This is a genomic window from Streptomyces sp. NPDC001868, from assembly GCF_040297125.1.
Classification (GTDB): Bacteria; Actinomycetota; Actinomycetes; order Streptomycetales; family Streptomycetaceae; genus Streptomyces.
In genome coordinates this window covers 96,592-120,074 of the sequence record NZ_JBEOYO010000017.1, presented here as the reverse complement: position 1 = coordinate 120,074, position 23,483 = coordinate 96,592, and the positions used below count along the sequence as shown (strand labels likewise).

Sequence of the window (23,483 nt, the reverse complement as noted above, 5' to 3'; positions counted from 1 at the left end):
GTCCCCCGAGAAAGGAACACCCGTGCGCCAGAGCAGCGGACGCCATCGCAGAACCCGCACCCTGTCGATCGCCGCCGCGGTGGCCGTCGCCTCGGGGGCGGGCGGCGTCTGTCTGGGCCTCTCGGACGACGGCGCCCAGGCCGCCGCCACCACGGTCACCGTCTCCAGCACGGCCCAGCTGGAGTCGGCCGTCGCGAACGCCGTCGCGGGCACGACCATCCAGGTGCGCGGCGGCACGTACCAGCCGGCTCGGACCCTGAAGTCCACGGCGAACGGCACCCCCTCGGCCCGGATCACGCTCACCGCGTACGGCAGCGAGAAGGTCAAGATCGACGGCTCCGGACTCGCCGCCGGGTCCTGGCTCGCCGGGATCTACGGCGACTACTGGACGGTCTCCGGCATCGCCTTCCAGAACTCCCCGGCCCAGGGCTTCGTCGCCACGTCCTCGGTCGGCGGGATCTTCCGGAACCTGGTCACGGCCGGCAACGGCGACTCCGGGTTCACGCTGCGCGGCGACGGCACGACCGACAACCTCGTGCAGAACCTCGACAGTCACGGCAACTACGACGCCGCCAACCACGGGCAGAACGCCGACGGCATCGCCGTGAAGTTCGGCTCCGGCACGGGCAACAGGATCACCGGCGCACGCCTCTACAACAACGCGGATGACGGGCTCGACCTCTGGCAGTTCTCCTCGCCCGTCACCGTCGAGCACTCCTGGGCCTTCGGCAACGGCAGGAACCGCTGGAACGACTCCGCCTTCGAGGGCAACGGCAACGGGTTCAAGCTCGGCGGGGGAGGGGTGTCGGTCGCCCACTCCGTCAACAACAACGCGGCCTGGGACAACACGCTGCACGGGTTCACCGAGAACTCCAACACCGGGGCGGTGCGGTTGAACCGGAACACCGCCTACGCCAACAAGGCGAACGGGTTCTACTTCGCCACGGGCAAGGCCCGGTTGGCGCGGAACCTGGCGATGGGCAACGGGTCGGGCAAGGCCAAGCTGGGCTCCGCGACGGTGTCGGCCGCGAACAACTGGGACGGGGGTGTGGTGACGCCGGGGTTCAAGTCGACGGATGCGGGGGGCGCGTACGGCGCGCGTAAGGCGGATGGATCGCTGCCGGGGACGACGTTCTTGACGACGGGCTCCACGGCTATCGGTTCGACGATGAACTGACGTGCCGCGAAAGGCTTGTGGGGAGCTGCCGGCCGTCTGTGGCTGGTCGCGCAGTTCCCCGCGCCCCTGAGAAACCGCGGTCCCCGGTGGCCGGAAAGAGAAGCGCTGTCGCAGCCAGGAAGAAACCGCCCCCGCCGGTCGTCACCGGCGGGGGCGGTCTGTGTCGTGCCGACCCCGAGGGGGGCTCTGGTCGGCACTGCTGCCGGCCGAGGGGGGCTCAGGCCAGCAGGTCCACGCAGTCGAACGAGGTGCCCGGGCTGAGGAAGGCCGTGCCGCTCGAACCACTGACGATGCTGAGCTTCAGGACGTTGTACTGACTGGTGTTCGACTTCCACGCACTTGCAGGGACGCTGTAGGTGAACGTGTGGTTGTTCCCCCGGTACGAACCCGTGGTGAGCGAGCGGGTGGAAGGCTGCTTGGGGGCCGCCGGGATCGGCGAGACCCAGTCGTTGATTGATACCCGGGGACGCCCGCCCGCGAACGCGTCCGTGACGCCGATCCGCAGGGTGTGCGCGGCGGCGGCCTGGGCGGCAGTCAGCTTGAAGAAGATCTGGATGCCGTCGTTGACGTCCTGCCACATGTACGCCGGGAAGGACGCCGCCGGGTCGCCGCTGTCCAGCGTGACATTGCCCGTCCACTTCGCCGCGCGGCCGTCGGAGGGGTGCGCGTACGTCATCAGCTCGGCGTTCTTGAACGTGCCGGGCGTGCCGTCCCAGTCGCCGAGCCGCCAGAGGGTCCTCGCGGCGGACGGATCGCCGGTGAGGGTGAGGGAGTTCAGCGCGGTCGAGCCGCCCGCCGTCACCCTCACCTCCCGGGTGTGCACGGCCAGCTCGCCCTTGAAGACGGTCAGCGTGTACGTACCCGGCAGCATGCCCTTGCAGGAGAAGGCACCGGTACCGGCGGCGGCCTTCGTCCAGTACTGGGCGTCCTTGTTGGCGAAGCCGACCGTGTAGGCGTACTTCGGGTCCATGCCCTTGAGGCCCACCCCGGCCACCCTGCCGCGGCCCGACGCCCCCACCCAGCCGGTGATGCCGAGCCCGTCCACCCAGGAGGTGTCGAGCTTCGCGTGGGAGAGCGACGCCGGGGGCGCCCCGCCGTCCGTGAAGGCCAGCATGTACGGGCCCTGTAGGCCGAAACGTTCCGGCTCGGTCTGGGCCTGGTTGTAGTGCAGGATCTCGTAGAGCCCGGCGCCGAGGTCGTTGGAGTGGCGGAGCAGCGAGCGGTAGAAGGGGCCGCCGGAGGCCTTCTCATGGTTGGAGCGGACCATCCAGAGGCCGACCGAACCGGTGGTGAAGCCGATGTGGTCGTAGTCGGCGACCCGCTTGCCCGAGTAGTGCTTGGAGTGGGTCGTGCCGTCCGCGCGCCGCCAGACGTCACCGGCCTCGATGACCTTGTCGGAGGCCTCGATCCAGGAGTCCGGGCCCTCGTTCGGGAACATCCCCGGCTTGAGGCGGACGAGGAAGCGGGTCGCCGTGAAGGAGGCGTCCGCCTTGTTCGTCCACAGGTAGACGGTGTTCTGGCCGCTGCGGGCCGCGTACCACTGGGTGATCGCGCCGTGCACGGCCTTGACCAGGATCGTCGACCCGGACTGCTTGATCGTGACCGTCGAGGCGCCGAGACCGGACTCGACGTGCGAGTGCTTGCCGCCGTAGCCCTCGTACTCCTTGCCCCGGTAGCGGAGCGAGGTGAGGTCGCCGGTGGTCTTGGAGACCTTGAAGACGAGGTTCGCCCCGGTGTCGACGACGAAGTTCCCGCCGTCGTCGGAGTGGCCGAAGCCGGCGGCGGACGCCGTGGAGAGAAGGCCGGTGCCGCCCGCGACGGCGGCGCCGGTGGCGGCGACACCGAGCGCGCCGGCCCCGAGCACGCGCCGGCGTGTGAGGCGTCTCTTGTGGGTGCTCAAGGGTGGTACTCCGGTTTTGTCGGTTCTCGGGTCACTTGCACGTGAGAGCAGATGACGGGAACGCGCAGGTGGTTCCGTCCACGCCCACAGGTACGGTCATGACCCGATTCCTCGCTGGTGGTGACTCTTGCGTCTCTTGGTCGCCACCGGCGGGGAAAGGGTTGCCGCCGCTACGGGTTTTCTTTACGAATCGCCGTCGTCCGTCGAGTCGTTGTCGTCGTGGCCCTCGAAGTCGCCCGCCACCGCGAGGTCCTCGCCGCCCGCCTTCGCGGTCATCGCGTAGCGGTCGTCGCCCGCGTCCCGGCCGCCGCGCTCGTGGTTGTACTGCCCGGCGAACACGAACTCGCCCTTCGGGACCGTACGGCCGTCCTTGAGCACCCAGGTGTAGACCAGGAAGCCGTCGTCCGCCTCGACCGTGAGGTCGAAGTCCTGCTCCGGCAGCGAGCGCCAGGCACCGGCCGAGGTGACCCCGCCGGTCTGGGCGATCCGCAGCTGCACGGTCAGCTCGGTGAGCTGCTCGCTCGTCCTCAGGGTCAGATTGCTCTGCGCCCAGAAGTCGTTGCTGTGCGGGTCGACCGAGCCGTCCGACCAGAGCGGGCCGTCCTCCTCGTTCCCCGAGGCGGGCAGCTCGGGCGCGGTCGTGTCCTTGGTGGACGGGCTCTTCGACGGGGTCGAGCTGGGCTTCTTCCGCTGCTCGCCGCCGGTGCTCGGGTTCGGGTGGTCGGGGTGGACCGGCGCCCGGCTCGTCGCGGCCGGGGACTCGACCGGGGTCGGGGAGACCACGACGGTCCCCCGGTCCGCCGGCGGTGCCTCCTCGCCCTTCACCGCGGAGGCGACCGCGTAACCGCCGACCGCGAGCACACCCGCGACCCCGGCGGTGGCGGTGACCACCCGCACCCAGCCCCACAGCGGCGGCCGGGTCGCCTCACGGCTCCGGCGCTTCTCGGGGGTGGCCATACCGCGCTCGATCCGGGCCAGGATGCGGGCGCGGTCGGGCTCGTGCGCCTCGGCCGACTCGCGCAGCCGGGCGCGCAGCTCCTCGTGCACGTCCCTCATCGGTCCCTTCCTCCGCCGCCCGGCGCACCCGCACCGGTCACACTCGCGCCCCGCACGCCCCCGCTCGTGACACCGGCGTGCATACGCCGTGGCGCGTCCTCGGTGCCGAGCAGCTTCTGCAACTCGGCCATCCCCTTGGACGTCTGGCTCTTCACCGTACCGACCGAGACCCCGAGGGCGAGCGCCGTGTCCTTCTCCGAGAGGTCGAAAGCATGCCGCAGAACCACACACGCCCGCTTGCGGAACGGCAGTCTGCGCAGCGCCGACTGGACGTCGACCACCCCGGGCACATCCGGATTCTCGGTCTTCTCCTCGCGCTGCGACCAGAACAGCGTGATCCTGCGGCGCTCACGGACCGCGCTGCGGATCCGGGTGCGGGCAAGATTGGCGACCACACCGCGGGCGTACGCCACCGGATGGTCCGCCGCGCGGACCCGGTCCCAGCGGTGCCACATCGCGAGCAACGCGTCCGCGGCCAGGTCGTCGGCGGCGTCGGCCTCACCGGTCAACAGGTGGGCCAGGCGGGACAGTTCGGCGTAGTGACGTTCGAAGAAGGCGTGGAACTCCACGGAGGCTGCGTCGTCGACGACAGTGCCCACGGGGACCTCTCTTCTCGCTGCGGCCTCGGCAGCCGAGCCGGCTGCCTGTGCGTGTCATGTGAATGACACGTGATCGTCAGGGGTCGACCCCCGACGAGATCCGGAAGAGTAGCAGTGATCGTGAAAGGTGTTCGTACGTGGCTTCGAACGCTGTCTTACAGGGAGAACTCCGATTCCGTAACACGGAGAAAACCTGAATCACGTTCAACAGGGGAACAATCCAGCCAGCATCCGCGCGTAGAACACGCATGTCTCTAGGAGTACCGTCCATGTCCGACGCACAGAAGGTGGCCGACCGTCCCGGAGCCGCGCCACCCGGGGCGAACAGCGTCGATCGCTTCTTCAAGATCAGCGCCCGGGGATCCACCTTCGCCCGTGAGATACGCGGCGGCTTCGCCACGTTCTTCACGATGGCGTACATCCTTGTCCTGAATCCCATCATCCTCGGCAGCGCGAAGGACAAGTACGGCCACACCCTCGACGGCGCCGAACTCGTCACCGCCACCGCCCTCGTGGCCGCCGTGATGACGATCATCATGGGCGTCGGCGGCAACCTGCCGCTCGCGCTCGCCGCGGGCCTCGGGCTCAACGCCGTCGTCGCCTTCCAGATAGCCCCGCTCATGAGCTGGTCCGACGCGATGGGCCTGGTCGTCCTCGAAGGACTGCTGATCTGCGTCCTGGTCGTCACCGGCCTCCGCGAGGCCGTCATGCACGCCATCCCGCAGGCGCTCAAGCAGGCGATCAGTGTCGGCATCGGCCTGTTCATCGCCTTCATCGGCTTCGTCGACGCCGGCTTCGTCAGCCGGATACCCGACATCGCCAACACCACCGTGCCGGTGCAGCTGGGCGCGACCGGAGCGCTGTCCGGCTGGCCGATCCTGGTCTTCTGTCTCGGTGTCCTGCTGACCATCGCGCTGCTCGCCCGCAAGGTGAAGGGCGCGATCCTGATCAGCATCCTGACGATGACGGTCGTTGCGATCGTGATCAACTCGGTGGCCGACATCAAGAGCTGGGGCCTGACCACCCCGAAGGTCCCCGACGACCTCGTCGCCGCCCCCGAGTTCGGACTGATCGGCGACTTCAGCCTGTTCGGCTCGTTCGGCGAGACCACCGTCATCACGGTCGTCCTGCTGATCTTCACCCTGCTGCTGTCGGACTTCTTCGACACCATGGGCACGGTCGTCGGCATCACCGCCGAGGCGGGCCTGCTGGACGAGGAGGGCAAGGTCCCGAACCTCGGCCGGGTCCTCCTCATCGACGGCGCCGCGGCCGTCGCGGGCGGCGCGGCCTCCTCGTCCTCCGCGACCTCCTACATCGAGTCCGCGGCCGGCGTCGGCGAGGGCTCCCGCACCGGCTTCTCCAACCTGATCACCGGCGGCCTCTTCGCGGTGGCGCTCTTCCTCACCCCGCTGCTGACCATCGTCCCCATGCAGGCCGCCGCGCCCGCGCTCGTCGCCGTCGGCTTCCTGATGATGATCCAGGTCAAGAACATCGACTGGGACAAGTACGAGATCGCCATCCCGGCGTTCCTCACCATCGTCGTGATGCCGTTCACCTACTCCATCACCAACGGCATCGGCGCCGGCTTCCTCGCCTTCGTCCTGATCAAGACGGTCCTCGGCAAGGCGAAGGAGATCCACTGGCTGCTGTGGGGCACCTCGGCCCTGTTCCTGATCTACTTCGCGATCAACCCGATCCAGCAGCTGTTCGGCGTCAAGTAACCTCGCTGACCACCCCGTGCCCTGAAGGGGCGCGGGGAACTGCGCGAGCAACCACGACCGGCCCGCAGCCGAAGACGAAGGGCCGCCCTCCGGGGGGAGTGAGGGCGGCCCTTCCTATTCAGGTGGTTCAGGTGGACCTCGTGGTCCTTCAGCCTTTCAGCCCTTCAGCGCCGCCTCCATCACGGCCCTCGCAACCGGCGCGGCCAACCCGTTGCCGCTGACCTCCGACCGCGCAGCGTTCGACTGCTCCACGACGACCGCGACAGCGACCTCCTTGCCGTCGGACTTCCCGAACGACGTGAACCAGGCGTACGGCGTCTTGCTGTTGTTCTCGCCGTGCTGGGCCGTACCGGTCTTGCCGCCCACGGTCGCGCCCGAGATCCGCGCGTTCGTGCCCGTGCCGTCCTCGACGACCGTCTCCATCGCCGACTGCAACTCCCCGGCCGTGTCGGAGCTCATGATCTCCTTCGTGTCCGCGTCGGCGTCGTAGTCCTCCAGGACGTCGCCACCGCCGTCGGTGATCTGCGCCACCATGTGCGGAGAGACCAGCTTGCCGCCATTGGCGATCGCCGCCGACACCATCGCCATCTGGAGCGGCGTCGCGGTGACGTCGTACTGGCCGATACCCGTCAGAGCCGTGGAGGACTTGTCCATGTCCGACGGATAGACGCTCTCGTACGCCCGCACCGGCACGTCCTGCGCCTTGTCGTCGAACCCGAACTTCTCAGCCATCGCCCGCACCTTGTCCTGCCCGAGGTCGACGGCCATCTTCGCGAACACGTTGTTGCACGAGTACTGCAGCGCCGTACGGATCGTGGCGTTCTCGCAGGGCGCGCTCGGGTTCTCGTTCGACAGCTCCGTGGTCGTCCCCGGCAGCGGGTACGGGTCCGGGCTGACCGTCCTGTCGTCCACCGACCCGTACAGCCCGTCCTCCAGCGCGGCGGCGGCCACGACCAGCTTGAACGTCGACCCCGGCGGCAGCGGCTGGCGCAGCGCCCGGTTGGTCAGCGGCTTGTCCGCGTCCGCGTTGAGCTTCTTCCAGGCCGTACCGGCGGTGTTGGCGTCGGTGAGCGAGGACGGGTCGTACGACGGGGTCGACACCACCGCGAGGATCTTCCCGGTCGCCGGGTCGATCGCCACGGCCGCGCCCTTCTTGTCGCCGAGCGCCTCGAACGCCGCCTTCTGCACGGCCGGGTCGATCGTGGTGATCACATTGCCCGGGTCGGCCCGCTGGCCGGTGACCGTGTCCATCACGGTCTTCAGCCGGAGGTCCGTGCCGTCGAGCAGATCCCGGTAGACGCCCTCCAGCTGCGTCGGCGCGTAGGCCTGCGAGGCGTAGCCCGTCACCGCCGCGTACAGCTCGCCGTCCGTGTACGTGCGTCTGTACGCGAGATCGCTGTCCGTCGTCCGGGCCGATCCGGTGATCGCGTCCCCGGCCACGATGATGTTCCCCAGCGGGTCGGCGTACGTCTTGATCGCGTTGCGCCGGTTGTTCTGGTCGTCCGCGAGCGCCGTGCCCTCGTAGAACTGCACCCAGGTCGCCCGTACCAGCAGGGCGAGCACGAGCAGCAGGGTGAAGACGGCGGAGCGCCTGATCGTCTTGTTCATGGCACCCGGAAAGACGAGCGGGAAGCGATCAGTCGTTCCCTTCGTCCGGCTTTCTCATGAGGTCTTCATGAAACCGGGGTTGCCGTCGAGCCGTTCCGGGTGCGGGTTCAGAGCCGCCGCGTCGCCAGCGTCAGCCGGTCGCGGGCGTCGAAGAGGGCGTCCTTGACCAGCTGCTCATGGGCCGGGGTCAGCCGGGCCACCGGGACCGAGCAGCTGATCGCGTCACGGGCCGGGGTGCGGTACGGGATCGCCACACCGAAGCAGCGCAGCCCGAGTGTGTTCTCCTCGCGGTCCACGGAGAAGCCCTGCTCACGGATCTGGCGGAGCTCCTCGATGAGCTGCTCCCGGTCCGTGATCGTGTGCTCGGTCAGCGCCGGAAGGGTCTCCGGGAGCATCTTGCGGACCTGCTCGTCGGTGTGGGTGGCCAGCAGCGCCTTGCCGAGCGAGGTGGAGTGGGCGGGCAGCCGGCGGCCGACCCGGGTGAAGGGCCGCAGATAGTGCTGCGACTGCCGGGTGGCCAGATAGACGACGTTCGTGCCGTCCAGACGGGCCAGGTGGATCGTCTCCGTCGTGTCGTCCGACAGCCGGTCCAGCGTCGGCCGGGCCAGCGCCACCACTTCGTCGCCATCGATGTACGACGTGCCGACGAGCAGTGCCCGTACGCCGATGCCGTACCGCGTGCCCGTCGCGTCCGTCTCCACCCAGCCCAGCTCCACGAGGGTGCGCAGCAGCATGTACAGGCTCGACTTGGGGTAACCGACGGCCTCCTGGACCGCCGCCAGGGAGTGCATACCGGGGCGCCCGGCGAAGTATTCGAGCAGCTCAACGGTCCTCACCGCCGACTTCACCTGTGCTCCGCCGCCCGTCTCGACTGCCGACATCGCCCTTGACCCCTTCGTTGGACGGGAAATAGTCTCCGATACCGAGTATTCATCATCAGAGACAGCGTTCAGCATATCGAACGACCCTGGTGGATGACCCAGAAATACCCCTGGGAATTGACCCAGATATACGTGGAGGAACCCGCGGTGGCAGCAGCACCAGTCTGGAGTGTCGACCCCCGAACCGGGAAGCAGCGCGAGCAGGTTGCGGTGGAGGCCACAGCCCAGGAGGTGGACGCCGCCGTCCGCGCGGCGCACGCCGCCCGGGCCTCCCTGGCCGACCGCACGGTCCGCGCGGCCTTCCTGCGCACGGCCGCCGACCAGCTCCAGGCGGCCAAGGACCAGCTCGTCGAGGTAGCCGACGCGGAGACCGCGCTCGGCCCGGTCCGGCTCACCGGTGAACTAGCCCGTACCTGCTACCAGCTGCGGGCCTTCGCCGACATCGTGGACGAGGGCGCGTTCCTCGACGTGGTGATCAACCACCCCGACGACACCGCGACCCCGCCCATCCCGGACCTGCGGCGCTACAAGGTCCCCCTCGGTGTCGTCGCCGTCTACTCGGCCTCCAACTTCCCCTTCGCCTTCTCCGTCCCGGGCGGCGACACGGCGAGCGCGCTGGCCGCCGGCTGCCCGGTCGTCGTCAAGGCCCACCCCGACCACCCGGCGCTGTCCGAGCTGGTCGCGATCGTGCTGCGCCGGGCCGCCGCCGAGCACGGCATCCCCGAGGGCGTCCTCGGTCTCGTGCACGGCTTCGAGGCGGGCGTCGAGCTGGTCAAGCACCCGCTCGTCACGGCCGCCGGTTTCACCGGTTCGGTACGCGGCGGTCGCGCCCTCTTCGACGCGGCCGCGGCCCGCCCGGTGCCGATCCCGTTCCACGGCGAGCTGGGCTCCCTGAACCCGGTCCTGATCACCGCGGCCGCCGCCGAGGAGCGCGCCGAGGCCATCGGTACCGGCCTCGCCGGCTCCATGACCCTCGGTGTCGGCCAGTTCTGCGTGAAGCCGGGCCTGGTGCTGGCGCCCGCCGGTGACGCCGGTGACCGCCTGCTGAAGTCCCTCACCGACGCGGTCAGCGACGTCGACTCCGGGGTCCTCCTCGACCACCGGATGCGCGACAACTTCCTCGCCGGTGTCGCCGAGCGCGCCGAGCTGCCCGACGTGGAGTCCCCGGTGACCGCCGGCGCGGGCGGCGAGCACACCGTCAGCCCCGGATTCCTGACCGTCCCCGCCGGCAAGCTGGCGACCGAGGGCGAGCACGATCTGCTCCTGGAGGAGTGCTTCGGGCCGCTCACGGTCGTGGCGCGCTACGCGGACGAGGACGAGGCCAAGTCGGTCCTGTCCCGTCTGCCGGGCAACCTCACCGCCACAGTGCACCTGTCCGGTGGGGAGGCCGCCGGCGAGGGCCGCGGACCGGAACTGCTGGCCGAGCTGACGCCGCTGGCCGGGCGTGTGCTGGTGAACGGCTGGCCGACGGGAGTCGCGGTGGCCGCGGCCCAGCACCACGGTGGGCCCTACCCGGCGACGACCTCCACGTCCACGTCGGTGGGCGGGACGGCCATCGAGCGGTGGCTGCGACCGGTCGCCTACCAGGGGGCGCCCGAGGCCCTGCTTCCGCCGGAGCTTCGGGACGACAACCCGCTGGGGCTGCCGCGTCGCTTCAACGGGGTGCTGGAGCGCTAGCAGCGCTTTGCGGAGCGCCGTAGGGGTTCTGTTCGTTTCCGGCTGTGCGAGCATCGTGGTTGCTCGCGCAGTTCCCCGCGCCCCTTTCCGGGGCGCGGCAGGGGGCCGGGAGCTGCAAGAATCCCCCAATGGACGTCGAGATACCCGAACTCCCCTTCCCCCTTCGCACATACGGTCCCGATGGGCACTGGTCCCATGAGGACGGGGTGCTCACCGGGTGGGCCGGTGCTCGGCAGGACCGGTTCGTGCCGCCCACCGGTGAGGGGCTGGACCCCGCCTCGGACGCGCCCAGGCTGCTGGGGTCGCCGGAGGGGGACTTCCAGCTGATCGCCCGCGTCACCGTCGGTTTCGCCGCCGGGTTCGACGCGGGCGTGCTGTATGTCCACGTGGGAGAGCGGGCGTGGGCGAAGCTCTGCCTGGAGTACTCCCCGGACGTGCCGACCGTGTGCACGGTGGTCACCCGGGGCCACTCGGACGACGCCAACTCCTTCACCGTGGACGGCAGTTCGGTCTGGCTACGGGTCAGCCGCACCGGCCGCGCCTTCGCCTTCCACGCCTCCCGCGACGGCAAGCACTGGACCTTCGTCCGCCTCTTCACCCTCGCCGACGAAAAACAGAGCGGCGCCGCCCTCATCGGCTTCATGACCCAGTCCCCCATGGGCGAGGGCTGCGTAGTCACCTACGACAAGATCGAATTCCGCCCCAACTGGCCAAAGGACCTGAGAAACGGCAGCTGAGGGGGGCCGCCCCTGAAAAGCAGTGGGCGCAGCCCCTGCTTTTCAGGGGCGCGGGGAACTGCGCGAGAAGCCCCACGCACCCGCACCCACCCACATCCCCAAGCCACCCCCCAGCGGGGGCGAGAAAACCCCCCGGAACCACACGCGCCCCCACCCACGTCCTCCCCGACATGATCAAGGACCGTGTGACCCGAGTGACCGGCGCGCGCGTGATCAGGACCGCGCTCCCCGCAGAGACCCCGGCCATCACCACCCTGCACACCCGAGCCCGCGCGACGTACTACCCCAACGGCATCCCTCAGGACGGCACCGACTGGCCCGCCACCTGGCGCCACGCCATCGAGCGCCCGGACGGCCACGTACTGTGCGCCGTGGAGCACGGCCACATCACCGCCATCGCCTCCTTCCGCACCCCCGCCGACGCCCCCACCGACACCGTCCACCTCACCCAGTTCCACGTGGACCCCGCCCACTGGCGCCGCGGCACCGGCAGAGCCCTGCACGCGGCCTGCGTGGAGGAGTGGCGGGCGGACGCCAAACGCACGGCAGGACTCTCCGTCCACATCGACAACCACCGGGCCCGCGCCTTCTACGCGACCCTGGGCTGGACCCCCGACCCCCTGCACCCGCCCGCCCCGGGCGACCACCACATCCTCCTCACCTTCACCGTGACCGGGGAATGAGCGCGGCCGGGGAACAAGCACGGCCGGGATGAGCGAGGCGGGGATGAGCGCGGCCCGGGAACAAGCGTGGCCCGGGAATGAGCCCGCCTGCTTGAACGTTCACCAACCGTAGAGGCGGAGGCCGTCTCCGTACCCGTACGACTGGAGAGCTGACACCATGCGCGTCGAGATCTGGAGCGACATCGCCTGCCCCTGGTGCTACGTGGGCAAGGCCCGCTTCGAGAAGGCGCTCGCCGCCTTCCCGCACCGCGACGGCGTCGAGGTGGTGCACCGCTCCTTCGAGCTCGACCCGAACCGGGCCAAGGGCGACATCCAGCCGGTCCTCACCATGCTGACCAAGAAGTACGGGATGAGCGAGGCGCAGGCCCAGGCCGGCGAGCACAACCTCCGTGAGCAGGCGGCGGCCGAGGGGCTCCCCTACCGCGCGGAGGGCCGTGACCACGGCAACACCTTCGACATGCACCGCCTGATCCACTTCGCCAAGGAGCAGGGCCGCCAGAGCGAGCTGCTGCAGGCCTTCTACCGGGCGAACTTCGCCGAGGAGCGGTCCGTGTACGCCGACGCGGACGCGTACCTGGTCGAGCTGGCCGTCGAGGCGGGGCTCGACGAGGAGGCCGCGCGCAAGGTGCTGGCCGACCGGGACGCCTACGCCGACGCCGTCCGCGCCGACGAGCGGGAGGCGGCCGAGCTGGGGGCGAACGGGGTGCCGTTCTTCGTGCTGGACCGGAAGTACGGGGTGTCGGGGGCGCAGCCCGCGGAGGTGTTCGAGAAGGCGCTCGCTCAGGCCTGGGGGGAGCGGCCGGCGCCGTTGAAGGTCGTGGCGGCGGAAGGGGCGGAGGCCTGTGGGCCGGAGGGGTGCGCGGTGCCTCAGTAGAGGGGCCGGGTAGTGCCGTAGGGGTGCGGACGGTTCGCGGGCCGCACCCGCGTCGTGGTCGCTCGCGCAGTTCCCCGCGCCCCTGAAATGCCGGGTCTGCTGCCACAGTGGGCGTATGGAGACCTTCGAGAGCCTCGTTCGTGCCGAGTTCGTCCCGAAGAACACCTATCTGAACACCGCCAGTACCGGGCTGCTGCCCGCCCGCGCGGTCGACGCGATGAGGGCCGGTGTGGAGTCCGTGGCGGACGGCCGGCCGCAGGACATGTTCGCCGATGTGGAGGCCGCGCGGGCGGCGTTCGGGCGGATCGTCGGGGTGCCGGACCGCCGGGTGGCGGCCGGGGCCTCGGTCGCCGTCTACAGCGGCCTGGTCGCCGCCTCGCTGCCCGCGGGCGCGGAGGTGCTGACCGCCGAGGGCGACTTCACCTCCCTCGTGAACCCCTTCCACGTACGCGGCGACCTCAAGGTGCGCCAGGTCCCGCTGGAGCGCGTCGCCGAGTCGGTGCGCCCCGGTACGGAGCTCGTCGCGGTCAGCGCCGCGCAGTCCGCCGACGGCCGGGTCGCCGACCTGGACGCGATCCGGGAGGCCGCGCGGGCGCACGCGGCGCGTACGTACGTCGACGCGTCGCAGTCCGCCGGCTGGCTGCCGATCGAGGCGGACGCCTACGACTATGTCGTCTCCGTCGCCTTCAAGTGGCTCGTCTGCCCGCGCGGAGTGACCTTCCTCGTCGTCCCGGAGGACCTCGGCGGCCTCACCCCCCTCTTCGCCGGCTGGGTCGCGGGGGAGGAGCCCTGGGACAGCTGCTACGGCCCGGTCGAGGAACTCGCCCACTCCGCCCGCCGGTTCGACGAGAGCCCCAGCCTGTTCTCCTACGCCGGCGCCCGCCACTCCCTGGCCCTGATCGAGGAGCTGGGCGTGGCGAACGTACGGGATCACGACCTGGCGCTGGCCGACCGGTTCCGCGCGGGCCTCGCCGTACTGGACCACGAGCCGGTTCCGGCGCCCGGGTCGGCGATCGTGTCGGTGCCCGGACTCGGCCACCGGCAGGCGGAATTGAGCCGAGCGGGGGTCGAGGTCTCCGACCGCGCGGGCCATCTGCGGGCCGCCTTCCACCTGTACAACACGCCCGCGGATGTCGACCGGCTCCTGGACGTCCTGTCCGGCTGACTTCCGAGACCCACTGGCGCGGACCGCCCCCAGGACGCTAGGAAGGCTTCACGAGGTGGTGGTGCCGGTGGAGCCGACGCTCGAACAGCCGTCCATCGATGTGGAGTTGCATCGGCGGCTGGTGTACGGGGACGAGTCCGCGCTGCGTGAGGCGTACGCGGCGTACGGGGGACTCGTCCGGCGGGTGGCCGTCCGGGTCACCCGCAGCCCGGCGGCGGCCGAGGACGTGGCGCAGGAGGTCTTCGCCCAGCTGTGGAGCAGGCCGTACGGCTTCGACGCGCGCCGGGGCTCGCTGCGCACCTGGCTGTCCATGGTGGCCCACCGGCGGGCCGTGGACTGGGTGCGCAGCGAGGCCCGGCACCGCAAGGACGCCCGCGCGGACGACATCGCGCTGCACGCCATCCCCGACGCCGGGCCCGGCCCGGACGAGGCGGTCGTCGACCGTGAGCGCTCCCTGAAGCTGCACACCGCCCTCGCCGAACTCCCGCGCCCCCAGCGGGAGGTGGTCCACCTCGCGTACTTCGCGGGCCGCACCTACCGCCAGGCCGCCGTCGAACTGGGCATACCCGAGGGCACCGCGAAGACCCGGCTCCGCTCGGCGCTGCGCAAACTGGCGGAGTCCCTCGCGGACCCACCGGACCCCGCGACGGTGAGGGGCGTGTGATGGGGGCGCACACGACCGTCCGTACCGTACGGGTCGTGCGTATCGTGGACATGGCAGGGCGAAAGGGCGGCGCGCGATGACCAACGACCACGACGGCGTACGGGAGCTGCTGGCCGCCTGGGCGGTCGGCGCGCTCCCACCCGCCGACCGGCGGACGGTCTCCCCGCACCTGGCCGCCTGCACCTCGTGCGCGGCGGAGGCCGACCGGCTGCGCGACACCGTACGACTGCTGGACGGAGCGGGGGAGCCGGGCGCCGGGCCCAACGGTTCCGTGAACGGGAGCGCCGACGGGGTCCTCGGGCTCGCCCTCCGCTCCCGCCGTCCCCGCGCCGCCGAGATCGCCCACCACGCGGCCCCCTACGCCGCCGCCGTGGCCGGACTCCAGGCGCTGGTCCCGGAGCTGGACGGCCGCTGGGGCACACCGGTCGTGCACGACTGGGACGCGCACGCCACCGTCGCGCATCTCGTCGCCGCCGACGAGCACCTCGCCGTACTCCTCGGCGTCGCCCCGTGCCTGCCCGCATCGCACATCCCGGAGGGCACGCCCCCGGGGGACGCCTGGGCCAGGCGCACCGCCGACGTCATCGCCCACGAGCACGGGCGCACCCCCGGGCAGACGGTCGCCACCTGGGCCGCGCAGGCCGCCGCGCTGCTGGCCACCCCCGAGGCCGCCGACCCCGAACTGGCCGCCCGCGCCGTCACGGTGATGGGCCTGCGGCTGCCGGTCGCCGACCATTTCGTGGTGCGGGCCTTCGAGGCGTGGATCCACACGGACGACATCGGCCGCGCGCTCGGCATCCCCGTCCCCGCGCCCCCCGACGAACACCTCTGGTCCCTGGTCCGGCTGGCCGTCCGCATCCTCGGCCTGGCCCTCCACGACGCGCCCCCCGTCCTCTTCGAGGTCACCGGCCCCACCGACACCAGCTGGGTCCTCGGCTCAGACACCGAGCCCGTACACGCCGAACTCGCCCTGGACCCGGTCGACTTCTGCCTCCTGGTGGGCGGCCGTTACGCCCCGGACGAGGTCCCGAGGGGAATCACGGGCGACGAGAACGCGGCGAGGACCGTACTGGAGACGGCGGCGTCCCTGGCGTGGCTGTGAGGAGCGCCCCGTAAGGGGCGCGGGGCTCTGGCATTCGCGGCTCCGCCGCGCGGGCGCGACCAGCCCCCACGGACCCGCATGTACCCACGAGGCATCAATGACCTGTCGATTCCGTACAAAGATTCGACTCAACCCGGGTCAGCAGTCGCAAGAACTGAGCGCGCTCGGCAGCATCGAGCCCAGCCAACGTCAGCTCCTCCAACTCCGCCCAAGCCGCCTCCACCCGACCCAGAAGAGCTCCGCTCTCCTCGGTCGCCTCCACCAGCACGGCCCGCCGATCCGCGGGATCGGAGCGCCGCCGCACATGCCCGGCCTGCTCCAGCCGCTGGAGCATCTTCGTCACCGTCGACGGATCGAGGTCGAGCAGCCGGATCAGCGCGGACTGCCGCGCCGGCCCGCCCTCCCACAGGTGCATCATCACCAGCTCCTGCCCGGGGTGGAGCCCGAGCCCCCGCAACAGCCGCCCGGCGGCGTTGCGATGCAGCCGGGCGACCCGGGAGACCGCGTGACTGACCGGACCGCCGCGCGCCGCGGACGGCAGCGCGGTCGAACACTTCTCGGTGGGGTCCATGAGAAAACTCCCTGGTCAGCTCGGTCTCACCGCCCAAGGGTACCGCCCGGCCGAAAAAAGTTTGCCGACCAAGGAATGGGTTGCGGTGCTGCCCGGTTGGATTGATTGGCCGACCACATGACCCACTCATCGGGAGTTACCGTGACCACCGCCTACGACCCCATCGACCTGTCCGGCACGCGGCTCGCCAACCGCATAGTCATGTCCCCCATGACCCGCAGCCGTGCCGCCGAGGGCGGTCGCCCCACCGCTCTCACCGCCGAGTACTACGCCCAGCGAGCCTCCGCCGGTCTGATCGTGACCGAGGGCATCCAGCCCTCCCACGTGGGCCAGGGCTATCCGAACACCCCCGGGCTGCACCACGAGGACCAGGTCGCCGCCTGGCGCCAGGTCACCGACGCGGTGCACGCGGCCGGCGGCACGATCTTCGCCCAGCTGATGCACACCGGCCGGATCGGTCACCCCGTGCTGCTGCCCGAGGGCCTGCACCCGGTCGGCGTCTCGGCGGTCGCCGCGCAGGGGCAGGTGTACACGCACGAGGGCCCCAAGGACTTCGTCACCCCGCGCGAGCTGACCCACGACGAGATCCTCGGCACCGTCCAGGACTTCGCGGCGGCGGCGCGCGGCGCCATCGAGGCCGGCTTCGACGGAGTGGAACTGCACGGCGCCAACGGCTATCTGATCCACCAGTTCCTCGCCCCCGGCTCCAACCTCCGCACCGACGACTGGGGCGGCTCCGACGAGAACCGTGTCCGCTTCGCCGTGGAGACCGTGAAGGCCGTCGCGGAGGCGATCGGCGCCCACCGCACCGCGCTGCGCGTCTCGCCCGGCAACCCCTTCAACGACATCAGCGAACCCGACCCCGAGCCCACGTACACCGCGCTCGTCCAGGCCCTGGAGCCGCTCGGCCTCGCGTATCTGCACATCGGCGAGGCCCCCGGACAGCGCGAGCTGACCCAGCGGCTGCGCAAGCTGTTCTCCGGCGCCCTCGTCCTCAACCCGGCGACGGACGGGCCCACCGGCCCCGACGACCTGGCCCTCGTCGAGGACGGCACCGCCGACCTGGTCGCCTTCGGTCAGCTCTTCCTCGCCAACCCGGACCTCCCGGCCCGGCTGAAGGCGGGCGGCCCGTACAACGAGCCCGACCCCGCGACCTTCTACGGCGGCGACGCCAAGGGATACACGGACTACCCGGCGCTGTAGCACCCGCCGCCGCACGGCACCCGGCACTCCGGCCGGGTGCCGGGGCACGCGAAAGGGCCGGGCGGTCGCTGAGGGGGAGCGACCGCCCGGCCCTGTCACCGGGACGGCGGGGTCACCTCACCGGGGTGAAGTCCCGCGCGCCGATGAACTCCGGCCGCCGTACCGGCGCCGAGAACGGCTCCACGGCCGTGTTCTCCACGCTGTTGAAGACGATGAAGACGTTGCTGCGCGGGAACGGCGTGATGTTGTCGCCGGAGCCGTGCATGCAGTTGCAGTCGAACCAGGTCGCCGAACCGGCCTTGCCCGTGAACAGCTTGATGCCGTACTCGGACGCCATGGCCGTCAGCGCCTCGTCGGACGGGGTGCCGGCGTCCTGCATCTGCAGCGACTTCTTGTAGTTGTCCTTCGGCGTGGCCCCGGCGCAGCCGAGGAACGTCCGGTGCGACCCCGGCATGATCATCAGGCCGCCGTTGGTGTCGTGGTTCTCGGTCAGCGCGATCGAGACGGACACCGTCCGCATGTTCGGCAGCCCGTCCTCGGCGTGCCAGGTCTCGAAGTCGGAGTGCCAGTAGAACCCGGAGGCGCCGAAGCCCGGCTTCACGTTGATCCGGGACTGGTGGACGTAGACGTCCGAGCCGAGGATCTGCCGGGCCCGCCCGACGACCCGCTCGTCCCGTACGAGCTGCGCGAACAGCTCGCTGATGCGGTGCACCTCGAAGACCGACCGGATCTCCTGCGACTTCGGCTCGACGATCGAGCGCTCGTCGGCGCGGATCGCCGGATCGGCGACGAGCCGCTCCAGCTCCTGCCGGTAGACGGCGACCTCGTCCGGCGCGATGAGCTGCTCGACGGGGAGGAAGCCGTCGCGCTCGTACGCCTGGAGTTCGGCGAGGGAGACCGGGCCGGGGGTGTCGGGGGAGCCCCAGACGACCGGGTCCTTGCGCGGCACCGAGACCTCGGTGGCGCCGCGGCTGGGGTAGAGATCGGTGACAGTGACGGTGGTCATGGTGGTGTCACACCTCCTCGGGCTCGGTGAGCAGCGGGTAGACGCCGTTCTCGTCGTGGTCCTCGCGTCCGGTCACGGGCGGGTTGAAGACGCACAGGCAGCGGAAGTCCTCCTTCACCCGCAGCGTGTGCCGCTCGTGGCCGTCGAGGAGGTACATGGTTCCGGGCGTGATCGTGTAACTCCGCCCGGTCTCCTGGTCGGTGAGCTCGGCCTCGCCCTCCACGCACACGACGGCCTCGACGTGGTTCGCGTACCACATCGACGTCTCCGTACCCGCGTACAGGACGGTCTCGTGCAGGGAGAACCCGACGCGTTCCCGGGCGAGCACGATCCGCTTGCTCTCCCAGGTGCCGGACGCCGCCTTCACATGCCGGTCGGTTCCTTCGATGTCCTTGAACGAACGGACGATCACGGTGTTGCGATGCCTCCTAGTTAGATGAATTCCCGTACGGCGTCAGACTGTTTCCCGTTCGGAGTCAGACGGTTTCCCGTACGGCGCGGGCGAGGACGCGCAGGCCCTCGTCCAGTTCGTCGGGCGTGATGGTGAGCGCGGGCAGCAGCTTGACGACCTCGCTCTCCGGGCCGGACGTCTCGATCAGCAGCCCGAGTTCGAAGGCCCGCTGGGCGATCCGCCCCGCGCGCGCCTTCTCGTGGAACTCGATGCCCCACACCAGGCCGCGCCCCCGGTACTCCTTCACATCCGCGAGGTTCTCCTCGGTGATGGAGATCAGCGCCTGCTCGACCTGCTCACCGCGCTTCCGGGTCTGCTTCTCCATCGCGGAGCCGTCCGCCCAGTACGTCTCCAGGGCGGCGGTGGCCGTGACGAAGGCCGGGTTGTTGCCGCGGAACGTGCCGTTGTGCTCGCCCGGCTCCCAGATGTCCAGCTCCGGCTTGAACAGGCAGAGCGACATCGGCAGCCCGTAGCCGCTGATGGACTTGGAGACGGTCACGATGTCGGGGGTGATGCCCGCCTCCTCGAAGGAGAAGAAGGCGCCCGTACGACCGCAGCCCATCTGGATGTCGTCGACGATCAGCAGCATGTCCTGCCGCTCGCACAGCTCGGCGAGCGCCCGCAGCCACTCCGGGCGGGCGGCGTTGATGCCGCCCTCGCCCTGCACGGTCTCGACGATCACGGCGGCGGGCTTGTTCAGCCCGGACCCCTGGTCCTCGAGGAGCCGCTCGAACCACAGGAAGTCCGGGACCTGGCCGTCGAAGTAGTTGTCGAACGGCATCGGGGTGCCGTGCACCAGCGGGATGCCGGCCCCGGCCCGCTTGAAGGCGTTGCCGGTGACGGCGAGCGACCCGAGCGACATGCCGTGGAAGGCGTTGGTGAACGACACGATGGCCTCGCGCCCCTTCACCTTCCGCGCCAGCTTCAGCGCCGACTCCACCGCGTTGGTGCCGGTCGGGCCCGGGAACATCACCTTGTACGGCAGGTCGCGCGGCCGCAGCACCAGGTTCTGGAAGGACTCCAGGAACGCCCGCTTGGCCGTCGTCGACATGTCGAGCCCGTGGGTGACGCCGTCCCGCTCCAGATAGTCGATGAGGGCGCGTTTGAGTACGGGGTTGTTGTGGCCGTAGTTGAGTGACCCGGCACCCGCGAAGAAGTCCAGGTACGTGTGGCCGTCCTCGTCGAACATCCGGCTGCCCTGCGCGCGGTCGAAGACGGTGGGCCAGCCGCGGCAGTAGCTGCGCACCTCGGACTCCAGGGTCTCGAAGACGCTCAGGTCGGGCTGGGTGATGGTCACGTCGAATCGCTCCTCGGTGCGTGGGGGGAGTGAAGGGGAGGGGGAGTGCGGGGGAGTGCGGGCGGGGCTCAGGGGGACAGCGGACCGATGCGGTGCAGCACCTCGGGCTGGTGCGAGCCGTCCGGGAAGTCACCCGCCTCGAACAGGACCGTGCGCTCGACACTCGCGCCATGACGTTCGGCGTACGAGGCGAACAGGCGCTCGGACGCGGTGTTGCCCGGGGTGATGGTGGTCTCGACGGTGGTGACGGGGTGCCGTCGAGCGACCCGTGCCGTGAGCCCGTCCAGCAGGGCGGCCGCGAGGCCGAGGCCCCGGTGCGCCTCGTCGACGGCCACCTGCCACACGAGCAGGGTGTCCGGCCGCTCGGGGCGCACATATCCGGTCACGAATCCGACCGGTTCCCCGGACTCGTCGCGCGCCACCGCCGAGGTGTCCGCGAAGTCCCGGCACCACAGGAGATAGCTGTACGAGGAGTTCAGGTCGAGGGCTCCGGAGTCCCCGGCGATGCGCCACAGCGCGGCGCCGTCCGACACGTCCGGGCGGTCGATCCGAATCCCTTCAGCGATTTCCGTCAGTGGTTCTGCTTGTGCGGCAGTCATGGGCTTGAATTTACCCACGGGAATTTCGAATTGCATCGCCGCAAGGGGTTACGCATGGGGCGCTCGCGTGTTATCACGCGGGCGTGAGTCGACCGGGGAAACGTGGTCGATGTGCGGGTGTTTGCCCGTAAATTACCGCACAAAAAGGGCGCGCTGTGGAGTCGGTCACACGTACGTAACCCTCACGAGATCTGCTCGAATTGGTCCCGCCGTTGTTCGCGAAACCTTTGCGTTTAGGCGAGTGAAGAGCGGGCAGAAGAATACGGGATCCTGTTCTGTGAATTCCACTGTATTCCTGCCGGAAAAACGGCCGCCAACAGTCGCCAACAGGCTCAATCAGTTGCCGTCGGCCGCCCGCAATTCCCTCCGATTCCTCGGGCCCGGCTACGCCCAGGCCTCCGCCGCCGCCCGGCGGGCCCCCTCCAGGTCGACCCCCACGCCGAACTCCGCCAGCGCCGCGCCCAGCCCCGCGAGGCAGGCGTGCACCACCCCGGGGGTCGCGTCGGGGCCGTAGTGGTTCACCCGGACCATCTCCGCGGCGAGGGCGCCGCCGCCCGCCGCCAGCGGCAGAGCCGGGTCGGCGGCGAGCGCCTTCGCGACCAGCTCCGACGCGTCGACCCCGGCCGGCGCCCGCAGGGTCGTGGCGACCGGAGCGGCGTCGGCCGCCTCGTGGACGTACGGCTCCAGGCCCCCGCCCAGCGCGAGCGCCCCCGCGCGGGTCGCCGCGGCGGCCGAGGCGTGCCGGGACATCACCGTGTCGAGCCCCTCCGCCTCGATCCGCTCCACACAGGCCTCCAGGGCGAGCATCTCCAGCTGGGCGGGCGCGTGCAGGAGCGCGCGTCGGCCGCCGTCGATCCAGCGCTCCTTCCAGTCGAGGAGGGAGAGGTACGAGCGGCGCGGCGCCCGCGGGTTGGCCGCCATCCGCGCCCACGCCCGCTCGCTCACCGAGATCGCCGACACCCCGGCCGGCCCGCCCATGGCCTTCTGCGCCCCGATGACGCACAGGTCGACACCCCACGCGTCGGGCAGCACCGGCTCGGCGCCCACGGAGGCGACCGCGTCCAGATAGAACAGGGCGCCGTGCGCGCGGACGACCTCGCCGATCTCCGCCACGGGGTTGGTGTTGCCGGTCGCCGCCTCCGCGTGGACCAGCGACACGAAGTCGATCGCCGGGTGCTCGGCGAACGCGTCCCGGATCCGCGCCGCCGTCACCGCCGAGTGGAAGGGGACCGCCAGATCGATCACGGTCGCCCCGCAGTCCCGCAGCCAGTCCCCGAAGGTCTGCCCGTACGGGCCGGTGATCACGTTCAGCGCGGTCGTACCGGGCCCGGCGGCCCCGCGGATCGCGCCCTCCAGCGGCAGCAGTGCCTCGCCCTGGGTGATCACGACGTCCTGCTCGGTGGAGAGCAGCCGGGCCACCCGGTCCTCGATCGACGCGAAGCGCGCGGCGGTCAGCGGGGCCAGATCCAGAAACGGGTGTGTCACGGGGTGCTCTCTTCACTGACGGGGTAGATGGTTTCGAGAGTACCGACGGCACCCCCCCGCACCCCACACCAGCGACATCCGAGGTCAGGCGCCCTGATGGCCAACGGATTGGTTTGGGGAAGTCAAACATCTCCTTATAATCGGTTGTCTCAGTTCCCCTACAGGAGGTCTCCCCGTGAACTCGGTCCCCGGACGCCGGTCCCGCATCCTGGCCGCCACCACCGCCGCGGCCGGTCTGCTGCTCGTGGCCGGCTGTTCCTCGGACGGCGACGGCGGCAGCGGCAGCACGACCGCGGCCGGCGGGGTGGAGCTGGTGAAGGGCGGTCAGCTCACGACCTGCACCCACCTCCCGTACCCGCCGTTCCAGTCGGAGATCGACGGCAAGGTGCAGGGCTTCGACGTGGCGCTGATCGACCTCGTCGCCGAGGACCTGGGCGTGAAGCAGGAGATCCTGGACACGCCCTTCGAGAACTTCAAGACGGGCGCCTTCCTGAACTCCGGCGAGTGCGACCTCGCCGCGGCCGGTATGACGATCACCGACGAGCGCAAGAAGAACGTCGACTTCTCCGACCCGTACTTCGAGGCCACCCAGGCCGTCCTCGCCGACAAGGACGCCGGCATCGGCTCCTTCGCGGACCTCAAGGGCAAGAAGGTCGGCACCCAGGCCCAGACCACCGGCGAGGACTACGCGAAGAGCAAGGGCATCGACTCGGTCTCCTTCGAGTCCTCCGACGCCGTCCTCAACGGCCTGCGCACCAAGCAGGTCGACGCCGTGATCATCGACTACCCGGTCGTCCAGGGCTGGCTGAAGGACAAGACGAACGCCGCCGCCTTCGAGGTCGCCGAGCAGATCAACACGGGTGAGCAGTACGGCTTCACGGTGAAGAAGGGCAACACCAAGCTCCTCGCCGCCATCGACAAGGCGCTGTCCGAGGCCAAGTCCGACGGCACGTACAAGAAGCTGTACGAGCAGTGGATCGGCCCGTACGACGAGAACGCCGCCTCCGCCTCCCCGTCCGCCTCATGA

The 23,483-nt window shown here is 70.4% G+C and carries 22 protein-coding genes; 11 read left to right on the top strand and 11 right to left on the bottom strand.

The features are described 5' to 3' along the window. Nucleotides 1-22: 22 nt before the first annotated feature. On the top strand, nucleotides 23-1,177 hold the full coding sequence (locus ABT147_RS21410; protein ID WP_351408404.1) for a right-handed parallel beta-helix repeat-containing protein: 1,155 nt from the start codon (nucleotides 23-25) through the stop codon (nucleotides 1,175-1,177). A 217-nt stretch (nucleotides 1,178-1,394) separates the two neighbouring features. Here ABT147_RS21410 and ABT147_RS21405 read toward each other — a convergent pair whose 3' ends face one another. The 3 genes from ABT147_RS21405 to ABT147_RS21395 all read right to left on the bottom strand — a co-directional run bounded on the left by ABT147_RS21405 (nucleotide 1,395) and on the right by ABT147_RS21395 (nucleotide 4,732). Further along, nucleotides 1,395-3,077: a rhamnogalacturonan lyase B N-terminal domain-containing protein gene (locus ABT147_RS21405; RefSeq protein ID WP_351408402.1), complete on the bottom strand. Its 1,683-nt coding sequence runs from the start codon at nucleotides 3,075-3,077 to the stop codon at nucleotides 1,395-1,397. A gap of 183 nt (nucleotides 3,078-3,260) precedes the next feature. Further along, the gene (locus ABT147_RS21400) at nucleotides 3,261-4,133 is read right to left on the bottom strand and encodes a hypothetical protein (protein WP_351408400.1); all 873 of its coding nucleotides are present in this window, start codon (nucleotides 4,131-4,133) and stop codon (nucleotides 3,261-3,263) included. Continuing rightward, entirely contained in the window at nucleotides 4,130-4,732 is a 603-nt protein-coding gene (locus ABT147_RS21395; protein WP_351408398.1) for a SigE family RNA polymerase sigma factor, read from the bottom strand. The genes ABT147_RS21400 and ABT147_RS21395 overlap by 4 nt, the downstream gene beginning before the upstream one ends. A gap of 269 nt (nucleotides 4,733-5,001) precedes the next feature. Between ABT147_RS21395 and ABT147_RS21390 the strand changes: the two genes are divergently transcribed. Beyond that, nucleotides 5,002-6,453 carry an NCS2 family permease gene (locus tag ABT147_RS21390; protein WP_351408396.1) on the top strand — a complete coding sequence of 484 codons (1,452 nt, stop codon included), beginning with the start codon at nucleotides 5,002-5,004 and terminating at the stop codon, nucleotides 6,451-6,453. Nucleotides 6,454-6,609: 156 nt separating this feature from the next. Here the strand turns inward: ABT147_RS21390 and ABT147_RS21385 are convergent, their stop codons facing one another. Both ABT147_RS21385 and ABT147_RS21380 read right to left on the bottom strand, forming a co-directional pair. After that, nucleotides 6,610-8,061, bottom strand: a complete 1,452-nt coding sequence (locus ABT147_RS21385; RefSeq protein ID WP_351408394.1) for a peptidoglycan D,D-transpeptidase FtsI family protein — start codon at nucleotides 8,059-8,061, stop codon at nucleotides 6,610-6,612. A 107-nt stretch (nucleotides 8,062-8,168) separates the two neighbouring features. Then, nucleotides 8,169-8,942 carry an IclR family transcriptional regulator gene (locus tag ABT147_RS21380; protein ID WP_037691381.1) on the bottom strand — a complete coding sequence of 258 codons (774 nt, stop codon included), beginning with the start codon at nucleotides 8,940-8,942 and terminating at the stop codon, nucleotides 8,169-8,171. 147 nt (nucleotides 8,943-9,089) lie between these two features. On the opposite strand from ABT147_RS21380, the gene ABT147_RS21375 reads away from it, so the two are divergent. The 7 genes from ABT147_RS21375 to ABT147_RS21345 all read left to right on the top strand — a co-directional run bounded on the left by ABT147_RS21375 (nucleotide 9,090) and on the right by ABT147_RS21345 (nucleotide 15,844). Continuing rightward, complete coding sequence (locus ABT147_RS21375; protein ID WP_351408392.1) at nucleotides 9,090-10,619, top strand: aldehyde dehydrogenase (NADP(+)); 1,530 nt, start codon at nucleotides 9,090-9,092, stop codon at nucleotides 10,617-10,619. A gap of 128 nt (nucleotides 10,620-10,747) precedes the next feature. Beyond that, nucleotides 10,748-11,356: a DUF1349 domain-containing protein gene (locus ABT147_RS21370; RefSeq protein WP_351408390.1), complete on the top strand. Its 609-nt coding sequence runs from the start codon at nucleotides 10,748-10,750 to the stop codon at nucleotides 11,354-11,356. Nucleotides 11,357-11,526: 170 nt separating this feature from the next. Next, nucleotides 11,527-12,039 carry a GNAT family N-acetyltransferase gene (locus ABT147_RS21365; protein ID WP_351408388.1) on the top strand — a complete coding sequence of 171 codons (513 nt, stop codon included), beginning with the start codon at nucleotides 11,527-11,529 and terminating at the stop codon, nucleotides 12,037-12,039. A 157-nt stretch (nucleotides 12,040-12,196) separates the two neighbouring features. Continuing rightward, nucleotides 12,197-12,913 (top strand): DsbA family oxidoreductase, encoded by a 717-nt coding sequence (locus ABT147_RS21360; protein WP_351408386.1) that lies wholly within the window; start codon nucleotides 12,197-12,199, stop codon nucleotides 12,911-12,913. Between the two features lie 115 nt (nucleotides 12,914-13,028). After that, on the top strand, nucleotides 13,029-14,078 hold the full coding sequence (locus ABT147_RS21355; protein WP_351408384.1) for an aminotransferase class V-fold PLP-dependent enzyme: 1,050 nt from the start codon (nucleotides 13,029-13,031) through the stop codon (nucleotides 14,076-14,078). A gap of 55 nt (nucleotides 14,079-14,133) precedes the next feature. Beyond that, the gene (locus ABT147_RS21350) at nucleotides 14,134-14,742 is read left to right on the top strand and encodes an RNA polymerase sigma factor (protein WP_351408382.1); all 609 of its coding nucleotides are present in this window, start codon (nucleotides 14,134-14,136) and stop codon (nucleotides 14,740-14,742) included. A 76-nt stretch (nucleotides 14,743-14,818) separates the two neighbouring features. Further along, nucleotides 14,819-15,844 (top strand): maleylpyruvate isomerase family mycothiol-dependent enzyme, encoded by a 1,026-nt coding sequence (locus ABT147_RS21345; protein WP_351408380.1) that lies wholly within the window; start codon nucleotides 14,819-14,821, stop codon nucleotides 15,842-15,844. Between the two features lie 94 nt (nucleotides 15,845-15,938). Here ABT147_RS21345 and ABT147_RS21340 read toward each other — a convergent pair whose 3' ends face one another. Beyond that, nucleotides 15,939-16,415, bottom strand: coding sequence for a MarR family winged helix-turn-helix transcriptional regulator (locus ABT147_RS21340; RefSeq protein WP_351408378.1), 477 nt, complete (start codon nucleotides 16,413-16,415; stop codon nucleotides 15,939-15,941). 141 nt (nucleotides 16,416-16,556) lie between these two features. Between ABT147_RS21340 and ABT147_RS21335 the strand changes: the two genes are divergently transcribed. Next, a complete protein-coding gene (locus ABT147_RS21335) occupies nucleotides 16,557-17,618 on the top strand; it encodes an alkene reductase (RefSeq protein ID WP_351408376.1) in 1,062 nt (353 codons plus the stop codon). 112 nt (nucleotides 17,619-17,730) lie between these two features. On the opposite strand, the gene thpD is transcribed toward ABT147_RS21335, so the two are convergent. From thpD to ABT147_RS21310, 5 genes are all read right to left on the bottom strand, one after another. Beyond that, nucleotides 17,731-18,624 (bottom strand): ectoine hydroxylase, encoded by an 894-nt coding sequence (thpD, locus tag ABT147_RS21330; RefSeq protein ID WP_351408374.1) that lies wholly within the window; start codon nucleotides 18,622-18,624, stop codon nucleotides 17,731-17,733. Nucleotides 18,625-18,631: 7 nt separating this feature from the next. Further along, the gene (locus tag ABT147_RS21325; RefSeq protein ID WP_257563397.1) at nucleotides 18,632-19,036 is read right to left on the bottom strand and encodes an ectoine synthase; all 405 of its coding nucleotides are present in this window, start codon (nucleotides 19,034-19,036) and stop codon (nucleotides 18,632-18,634) included. Nucleotides 19,037-19,100: 64 nt separating this feature from the next. Then, the gene (ectB, locus tag ABT147_RS21320; RefSeq protein ID WP_351408371.1) at nucleotides 19,101-20,372 is read right to left on the bottom strand and encodes a diaminobutyrate--2-oxoglutarate transaminase; all 1,272 of its coding nucleotides are present in this window, start codon (nucleotides 20,370-20,372) and stop codon (nucleotides 19,101-19,103) included. Between the two features lie 68 nt (nucleotides 20,373-20,440). Next, nucleotides 20,441-20,971: a diaminobutyrate acetyltransferase gene (gene ectA, locus ABT147_RS21315; protein WP_351408369.1), complete on the bottom strand. Its 531-nt coding sequence runs from the start codon at nucleotides 20,969-20,971 to the stop codon at nucleotides 20,441-20,443. 384 nt (nucleotides 20,972-21,355) lie between these two features. Next, nucleotides 21,356-22,456: a pyridoxal-phosphate-dependent aminotransferase family protein gene (locus ABT147_RS21310; protein ID WP_351408367.1), complete on the bottom strand. Its 1,101-nt coding sequence runs from the start codon at nucleotides 22,454-22,456 to the stop codon at nucleotides 21,356-21,358. A 175-nt stretch (nucleotides 22,457-22,631) separates the two neighbouring features. Here ABT147_RS21310 and ABT147_RS21305 point away from each other — a divergent pair, with 175 nt between their 5' ends. After that, entirely contained in the window at nucleotides 22,632-23,483 is an 852-nt protein-coding gene (locus tag ABT147_RS21305; RefSeq protein WP_351408365.1) for an ABC transporter substrate-binding protein, read from the top strand.

Excerpts from the sequence above, each read along its gene's own strand:
- ectA (WP_351408369.1), bottom strand. The coding sequence starts at position 20,971 with ATGACTGCCGCACAAGCAGAACCACTGACGGAAATCGCTGAAGGGATT.
- ABT147_RS21365 (WP_351408388.1), top strand. The coding sequence starts at position 11,527 with ATGATCAAGGACCGTGTGACCCGAGTGACCGGCGCGCGCGTGATCAGG.
- ABT147_RS21370 (WP_351408390.1), top strand. The coding sequence starts at position 10,748 with ATGGACGTCGAGATACCCGAACTCCCCTTCCCCCTTCGCACATACGGT.
- ABT147_RS21340 (WP_351408378.1), bottom strand. The coding sequence starts at position 16,415 with ATGGACCCCACCGAGAAGTGTTCGACCGCGCTGCCGTCCGCGGCGCGC.
- ABT147_RS21385 (WP_351408394.1), bottom strand. The coding sequence starts at position 8,061 with ATGAACAAGACGATCAGGCGCTCCGCCGTCTTCACCCTGCTGCTCGTG.
- ABT147_RS21380 (WP_037691381.1), bottom strand. The coding sequence starts at position 8,942 with ATGTCGGCAGTCGAGACGGGCGGCGGAGCACAGGTGAAGTCGGCGGTG.
- ABT147_RS21360 (WP_351408386.1), top strand. The coding sequence starts at position 12,197 with ATGCGCGTCGAGATCTGGAGCGACATCGCCTGCCCCTGGTGCTACGTG.
- ABT147_RS21355 (WP_351408384.1), top strand. The coding sequence starts at position 13,029 with ATGGAGACCTTCGAGAGCCTCGTTCGTGCCGAGTTCGTCCCGAAGAAC.
- ABT147_RS21390 (WP_351408396.1), top strand. The coding sequence starts at position 5,002 with ATGTCCGACGCACAGAAGGTGGCCGACCGTCCCGGAGCCGCGCCACCC.
- ABT147_RS21400 (WP_351408400.1), bottom strand. The coding sequence starts at position 4,133 with ATGAGGGACGTGCACGAGGAGCTGCGCGCCCGGCTGCGCGAGTCGGCC.
- ABT147_RS21345 (WP_351408380.1), top strand. The coding sequence starts at position 14,819 with ATGACCAACGACCACGACGGCGTACGGGAGCTGCTGGCCGCCTGGGCG.
- thpD (WP_351408374.1), bottom strand. The coding sequence starts at position 18,624 with ATGACCACCGTCACTGTCACCGATCTCTACCCCAGCCGCGGCGCCACC.